At 50.4% G+C, this 6,349-nt stretch carries 6 protein-coding genes; 2 read left to right on the top strand and 4 right to left on the bottom strand.

Annotated elements, in window-relative coordinates; all coding sequences use genetic code 11:
• The 4 genes from RM811_RS10920 to rpe form a co-directional block, all read right to left on the bottom strand.
• Nucleotides 1-1,029, bottom strand: a 1,029-nt coding sequence (locus RM811_RS10920; RefSeq protein WP_402523975.1) for an AMP-binding protein, incomplete at its 3' end; no start/stop codon positions are given.
• A 101-nt stretch (nucleotides 1,030-1,130) separates the two neighbouring features.
• Nucleotides 1,131-2,588, bottom strand: coding sequence for an FAD-dependent oxidoreductase (locus RM811_RS10915; RefSeq protein WP_402523972.1), 1,458 nt, complete (start codon nucleotides 2,586-2,588; stop codon nucleotides 1,131-1,133).
• 178 nt (nucleotides 2,589-2,766) lie between these two features.
• Nucleotides 2,767-3,465 carry a phosphoglycolate phosphatase gene (locus RM811_RS10910; protein WP_402523970.1) on the bottom strand — a complete coding sequence of 233 codons (699 nt, stop codon included), beginning with the start codon at nucleotides 3,463-3,465 and terminating at the stop codon, nucleotides 2,767-2,769.
• A complete protein-coding gene (rpe, locus tag RM811_RS10905; RefSeq protein ID WP_402523967.1) occupies nucleotides 3,466-4,143 on the bottom strand; it encodes a ribulose-phosphate 3-epimerase in 678 nt (225 codons plus the stop codon). It lies immediately after the preceding gene.
• 303 nt (nucleotides 4,144-4,446) lie between these two features.
• On the opposite strand from rpe, the gene rplM reads away from it, so the two are divergent.
• Together rplM and rpsI are read left to right on the top strand one after the other, a co-directional pair.
• Entirely contained in the window at nucleotides 4,447-4,875 is a 429-nt protein-coding gene (gene rplM, locus RM811_RS10900; protein ID WP_402523965.1) for a 50S ribosomal protein L13, read from the top strand.
• Between the two features lie 12 nt (nucleotides 4,876-4,887).
• Nucleotides 4,888-5,280: a 30S ribosomal protein S9 gene (gene rpsI, locus RM811_RS10895; RefSeq protein WP_402523962.1), complete on the top strand. Its 393-nt coding sequence runs from the start codon at nucleotides 4,888-4,890 to the stop codon at nucleotides 5,278-5,280.
• Nucleotides 5,281-6,349 lie beyond the last annotated feature (1,069 nt).

The raw sequence follows: 6,349 nt of genomic DNA, 5'->3' as shown, positions 1-6,349 counted from the left end.
TTTTATGGTCGCGCGGTCATTGGCTGACAGTTGATCGTGCTCCGGGCGCTGTTCACAGACGGTAATAAATGGCGACGTTTCCGTCATGCCGTATACCTGGGTCAGCTCCCAGCCCAGTTCCTCCTCAATCCGCTCAATAGTGATGGCGGCCGGTGGTGAGCCTGCAGTGATGACTCGCAGTCCCCGGGGTATATCCCGACGAAGGTTTTGCGGCGCATTGGCCATGCTGATCAGTACGGTGGGCGCAGCGCAAAACAGGGTGACCTGTTCCTGTTTGATGGCGTGGAAAATTGCTTCAGGCTTCGCCTGCGGTAAACAGAGGTGGGTACCGCCGCGAGCGGTTATGGTCCAGACAAAGGTCCAGCCATTGGCATGAAACATGGGGACAGTCCACAGGTACCGATCGCTGGCGGTGATATCAAAATGCAGCAACGTGCCAACAATATTCATATAGGCATTGCGGTGGGAAATCATGACCCCTTTCGGGCGACCGGTGGTACCACTGGTGTAGTTGATGGAAATTAAATCATTCTCATCAATGTCCGGTGGGGTGAATGTGGGGCGGGCATTTTTCAATGCCTCGTTATAGTCCAGCCAGGCCTGCTGAGGCGACTGGATGGTGTTTACATTTTCAAGGGCAACAAAGTGTTCCACGTCGGGCATGGCTTCGCGGGCGTTCTCCACTACCTCCAGGTAGTCGCTGGCGACGCAAACCATTTTTGCACCGCAGTGATTGATGATGTAAATAAAATCGTCGGCGCTTAAACGGTAATTAACAGGGACGATAATCGCACCAATTTGCGGTATCGAATAAAAGGATTCCAGCTGAGAATGGGTGTTGGGGGCGATGTAAACAACTCGGTCACCGGGCTTGATTCCCAGTTTCTGCAGGGCGTTGGACCAACGGTCGCAGCGATCAAAAAACCGGGTGTAGCTCATCCGTAAATCGCCATCGACAACCGCTTCCCGATCGGCGTATAAAGATCGGGTCCTGCGGGCAAAATCCATGGGGGTGAGAGCGGTTTTCATTGGGCATCACTCCAGACGGCTATGGTGCACTGGTAACCTGTGATGCTGTCCAAGAATAGACCACTCTTTTAAACGGAGAAGGGGATTTAAAAGTTTCGCCGTTAATTGGATAACGCAGGAAATGGCAGCGCCAGGGCTTCGGGATACCCGCGATGTTTTGCAATGGCTTTGGCTTTCTCAATAATTCGGGCGTTATCAAGGGTATTTGTTAAGGGTAAAGATGGCTGCTGCCAACCTTCCGGCAAGGTGATCCAGCCATGTTTTGCACAATGCTCAAGCACCTGCTCAACTGCCTGCAATGCTGAAGATGCCTTCACTATTTCCATGCGCGCATAACGAGGCCCGTCAAAGGAAGCGTCTGCAGCGCGAAGAGTAGGATCGTCGCCCGGGATTTGTTGCGCACCACACAGCGGATACCCTCCCACCTCTGCGGTAGTAAAAGTTGGCACCCACTGACCGAAGTGAGTAATTGCGCGCTCAGTGCGTGAACAAATATCTGCCCATTGCCAGCCGTGCTTTATTTTGTACAATAATGCGTCAGGTAAAAATGGCTGAGCACTATGGGCATCACTTGCCACCAGGCCACCCTCAAACAGAGTAATGTCTTTCGTCATTCCGTGTAGCTGGACAAACCCCTGGGAATACGGGGTAAATTGCGCCATTCCATTTGGCATTCCCCGCTCACCATGCACGATGACTTCAGGCCACACACCTTGTTGTGACGGCCAGTGCGCCAGATAGGCAGCTTTATATTCCACCCAGCGTTTTCGCGTCCGATTGGCCATGTCATCAAGCATGCCAGTTTGAAACCCGCTGGCGTTGATTAGAAAATCCACTTGATATTGATGGCATTGCCTGTGGTTGTCGTGTGTTTCAATGATCCATCCATGTGAAGATTCCTCCAGATTCACAACCTGATGATTCAGGTGAAGATGGGCTTTAGACGAAGCTTCCAAGCCCAGGACAGTGGTCGCTGCCAGTCGAAACACACTCAAACCAAATTCTTGTACCAAAAACAACGGGGATTTTATGGCCTCATGGGTCATAAACCTGGCAACGGGGATCATCCAGTCATCGGCGGTGGCTGGCTGTTGGGGTAAGGGGCGACTGGCCAGTTGTAAAATATCTTCTTTGTTGTAGAGGGTGAAATAATCGTCTGGTTTGCCAAGCACTTCATTTTCTGGATCACGCATTACCATGTCGCGATAATGCTGCATCAGCGCCTTCAAACGGTGCAATACCGCCTCCGACTCATCGGGATCGGTAGAAGGGGTGGCAATCACCGTTGGGCGATGATTCACCGAGCCGGGAAAAGCGCGGATAGTAGCAATGGATTGCTCTAAAAGTGCGACGCATTGTGACTCGGAAATCTCTCGATATAAATTGCCACCGGCGTGCAAATGGCAGATAGGCGGGCCGCTGACAAGGCTGTTTTTAGCCTCAAATAAATGGGTTTCTATGCCAAGTCCTGCCATTTTCAACGCCGCTGTCGAACCTGCCATGCCGCCGCCGACAATGCCCACTTTAAATGGCAAAACTTCTTCACATGTCATTTTCATTAACAGGGCATTTTTCCGTGTTATACAAAGCAAAGAAAGACTCGTTAAAAGTCTCTGCGTTTTATTATTTTCAAATTTTCAGGGTATCAGGGGCTAACGGTTTTCGGAGACGACGGTCACTCTTGTTGAGTGACCGTCGTCGGTTAAACATTGAGTAGTGTATACCTGAATTGGAGGGTTAGAGCAGTTCAGTTAAAGAAGAGACCACGAGGTCCGGGTTGGCTTCTTCAATAGGGACCCCATGGTTGTAGCCGTAGGGCAGACCAATCACTTTGACACCGGCTGCTTTTGCGGCACGAATGTCATTGATGGAGTCCCCAATCATGAGTGCCTGATGTGTCGGGGTATCCAGCATTTTCATGGCATGAAGCAGTGGCATCGGATGGGGCTTCATTTCTGGCAGGCTGTCACCGCCTAATACCCGTTCGAAATAGTGTTCAATCCCCATCAGCTGTAACAGGCGATGGCTAAACTGCTCGCTTTTATTGGTAATGACCACTTGTTTTATGCCGCGATCTTTCATTGCCTGGAGAAATTCAGAGACGCCCGGGTAGAGATAACAGTACAGACCCAGCGCTTCACCATAATGGAACCTGAAGCGCTCATGAGCTTTTTCAAACAGTCGCTGATCAACGCTGCCGGGTTGATCACCCTTCATATCATCAGCCAGAGCTCGCTTTACCAGGGTTGGGATACCATTGCCAACCCACAGTCGGGTTTTGGGCTCCCCGGCGGCAGGCCTATTCATATCAAGAAGCATCTTGTCCAGGGCAAAAGCAAGATCCGGAACGCTCTCAACCAGAGTGCCGTCCAGATCGTACATAACCAGTGAAAGGTTCTTAATGAACGGGTGGCTGTTCGATAATGAATCGTTCATTTATAGAGCCACTACTTCAGACAGTTCAGAGCGTATCTGAGCAACCACATCGTTATAGTTTTCTGCGCCAAAAATAGCGGAGCCCGCAACAAAGGTATCTGCACCGGCTTCGGCAATCTGACGAATATTATGGGTAGTAACGCCGCCGTCGACCTGGAGGCGGATGCTCAGCCCACTGTCATTAATCATTTTGCGAACCTGACACAGCTTTTTCAGGGTGGAGGGAATAAATTTCTGGCCGCCAAAACCTGGATTGACCGACATTAAAAGAATCATATCCAGCTTATCAATAACATACTTGAGAACATCAGGAGAGGTGGCTGGATTCAATACGAGTCCAGCCTGGCAGCCACCTTCCCGGATCATTTGCAGGCTGCGGTCAATATGTCCGGAGGCTTCCGGGTGAAAAGTAATCATGCTGGCGCCGGCTTCAATAAAGTCACCGATCATGCGATCCACAGGACTGACCATCAGGTGAACATCAATGGGCGCAGTCACGCCATGTTTCCTCAGGGCTTTGCAGACCATTGGCCCCAGGGTGAGGTTGGGGACGTAGTGATTGTCCATAACATCAAAATGAATCCAGTCGGTACCGGCGGCCAAAACATTGTCAACTTCTTCGCCCAGGCGGGCAAAATCTGCGGAAAGAATGCTGGGAGCAATAATAAAGTCGCGCATGGTGTTCCTTATCTGCCAGTGTATGATTTTGGGCGATTGTAACTGGTTGCCAGTATTCTGTCAGGTATTGATGGGGGCATGATAACGTCTGAAATGGTTTGATCTTTTAGACCGGTTCTTTTACTTGGGGCTTTCTTTCCTTGTATCAAACGGTATAATGCGGCTCCCGTTTCCCGATTGAGCGCCCAATGTTTTGAACAGGCCGGTATTGTTGATCTGGGGCTATTAGCCTGGCTCTTGTTCAACAGGGAACGGCCATGTAAGAACAGGTATTGCGTGAGCAATATCATAGAGGCGAATTTAATGAAAACTTTTAGTGCAAAGCCAGAAACCGTAAAACGTGACTGGTTCGTCGTTGATGCCGAAGGCAAGACGCTGGGTCGTCTGGCAACCGAGATTGCCTCTCGTCTGCGCGGCAAACATAAGCCAGAGTTCACGCCTCATGTGGACACTGGTGACTATATCGTCGTAATAAACGCCGAGAAAGTACGTGTTACCGGACGCAAGTCTACTGACAAGATGTACCATCGCCACACCGGATACATCGGCGGCCTGAAGTCCATGAGCTTTGAAAAGCTGATTGGACACAAGCCTGAGATGGTCCTTGAACTGGCTGTTAAAGGTATGCTGCCCAAAAATTCTTTGGGTCGTGCCATGTTTAGCAAGCTGAAGGTTTATGCCGGAAGCAAGCATCCACATGCTGCTCAGCAGCCTCAGCAACTGGAAATTTAATCAGGGGTGGTTATGTCTGTAACACAATACTACGGAACTGGACGTCGTAAGTCCTCAACCGCACGTGTTTTCCTGAGAACTGGTACTGGCAGTATTTCTGTCAATGGCCGTACTCTGGAAGAATACTTCGGTCGTGAAACTGCACGGATGGTTGTTCGTCAGCCTCTGGTGTTGACTGAACTGGCGGAAAAGTTTGACATCATGATCACTGTATCTGGTGGCGGCGGTTCCGGTCAGGCTGGTGCAATCCGCCACGGTATCACCCGTGCGCTGATGCAGTATGACGAGACTCTGCGTCCTTCTCTGCGTAAGGCTGGCTACGTGACTCGTGACGCTCGTGAAGTTGAGCGTAAGAAAGTGGGTCTGCGTAAAGCGCGTAAGCGTCCTCAGTTCTCCAAGCGCTGATACTCTGTATTCAGTCAACCTGTCGGGTTTCCCGGCGGGTTGTCGGACTACAGGAAAAACTTCCCATGGTGTTCCTCAACGAGGAATGCGGTGGGGAGTTTTTTTATGCCTGCAAAAAAGTAAGGCTCAGATTTTCCTGGTTACTTTGGAAAACCTCCTCGTTTCATACTTTGGTGTGTTGTGGCATTTTTTCTCGATAGCTTATACCTGCACATGATTCATGACTTCATCATAAGAGGGAGGGGAGTTGGTTTCTTCGGTATGCCTGTCTGCACTTGCCGGTTTTGTCTCTGATTCCCTCATGGCGCGATCCTGTTTCGAAGGTGTCTGGGTGTTTGCAGTTGTTAGGACTGTTGGCGGTACTGCCGCCCTGTCGATATGCTGGCTTTTCGGAGACTGTAGTAAGCTATCAGTTTGTAGTGGTGCTATTTTTTTGTGTTTAGATCGATACACAAGGCCAATTGCAGTGATGATAGGGCAGCTAGCGGCAATTCCTATTGCTGCCCCGCCGAGAATTCCAGCCGCAGCAGCAGTTTGAGTAGACCCGATAAGAGCGCCGACGGAAGAGCTTAGTTTCACTACAGAGTATGCAGCGAAGCAATAGTGCAATCCCTTGGGCGCCTCGGACTTCTGGGGAGAGGGCGGCACAGTTCGGGGTGGTGTAGGTAAAGGACGATCAATCTTCATATGGGTATCCTTATTTATAGGAGTCTGTCGGGCTGTGTACGATTTCCGGGTTCTTTGGGCTCTTAAGTGAGTAGCTTTTTTCAGCCAGTATGGCCATCCATCCCTTATGGTTTATAGGTTGACGTAGTTTTTCAGTGAAAATTATGACCGGCAACATTCCCGCCTGGAATTCAAAAGTACCCTTAATTTTAAGTTGTTAGGGAAGCTGCGATTAAAATATACCATCGTCATCCCCGCGAAGGAGGTTGTCGCAAAAGGTTGACCCTCCGTCTTTCCCGCGCAGGAGGCTGTCGCAAAACCCACCAGGAACCTCGTTCCCACGCTCTGCGTGGGAATGCATAGCCAACCGCAGGAATCGTGTCTGTGGTTGGGTCCTGGCGCT

It is taken from the genome of Endozoicomonas sp. (assembly GCF_031844845.1).
Taxonomy (GTDB): Bacteria; Pseudomonadota; Gammaproteobacteria; order Pseudomonadales; family Endozoicomonadaceae; genus Endozoicomonas.
The sequence above is the reverse complement of the archived record's forward strand: the minus strand, read 5'-3'. Positions and strand labels throughout refer to the sequence as shown.

Excerpts from the sequence above, each read along its gene's own strand:
- rpe (WP_402523967.1), bottom strand. The coding sequence starts at position 4,143 with ATGCGCGACTTTATTATTGCTCCCAGCATTCTTTCCGCAGATTTTGCC.
- rpsI (WP_402523962.1), top strand. The coding sequence starts at position 4,888 with ATGTCTGTAACACAATACTACGGAACTGGACGTCGTAAGTCCTCAACC.
- RM811_RS10915 (WP_402523972.1), bottom strand. The coding sequence starts at position 2,588 with ATGAAAATGACATGTGAAGAAGTTTTGCCATTTAAAGTGGGCATTGTC.
- RM811_RS10910 (WP_402523970.1), bottom strand. The coding sequence starts at position 3,465 with ATGAACGATTCATTATCGAACAGCCACCCGTTCATTAAGAACCTTTCA.
- rplM (WP_402523965.1), top strand. The coding sequence starts at position 4,447 with ATGAAAACTTTTAGTGCAAAGCCAGAAACCGTAAAACGTGACTGGTTC.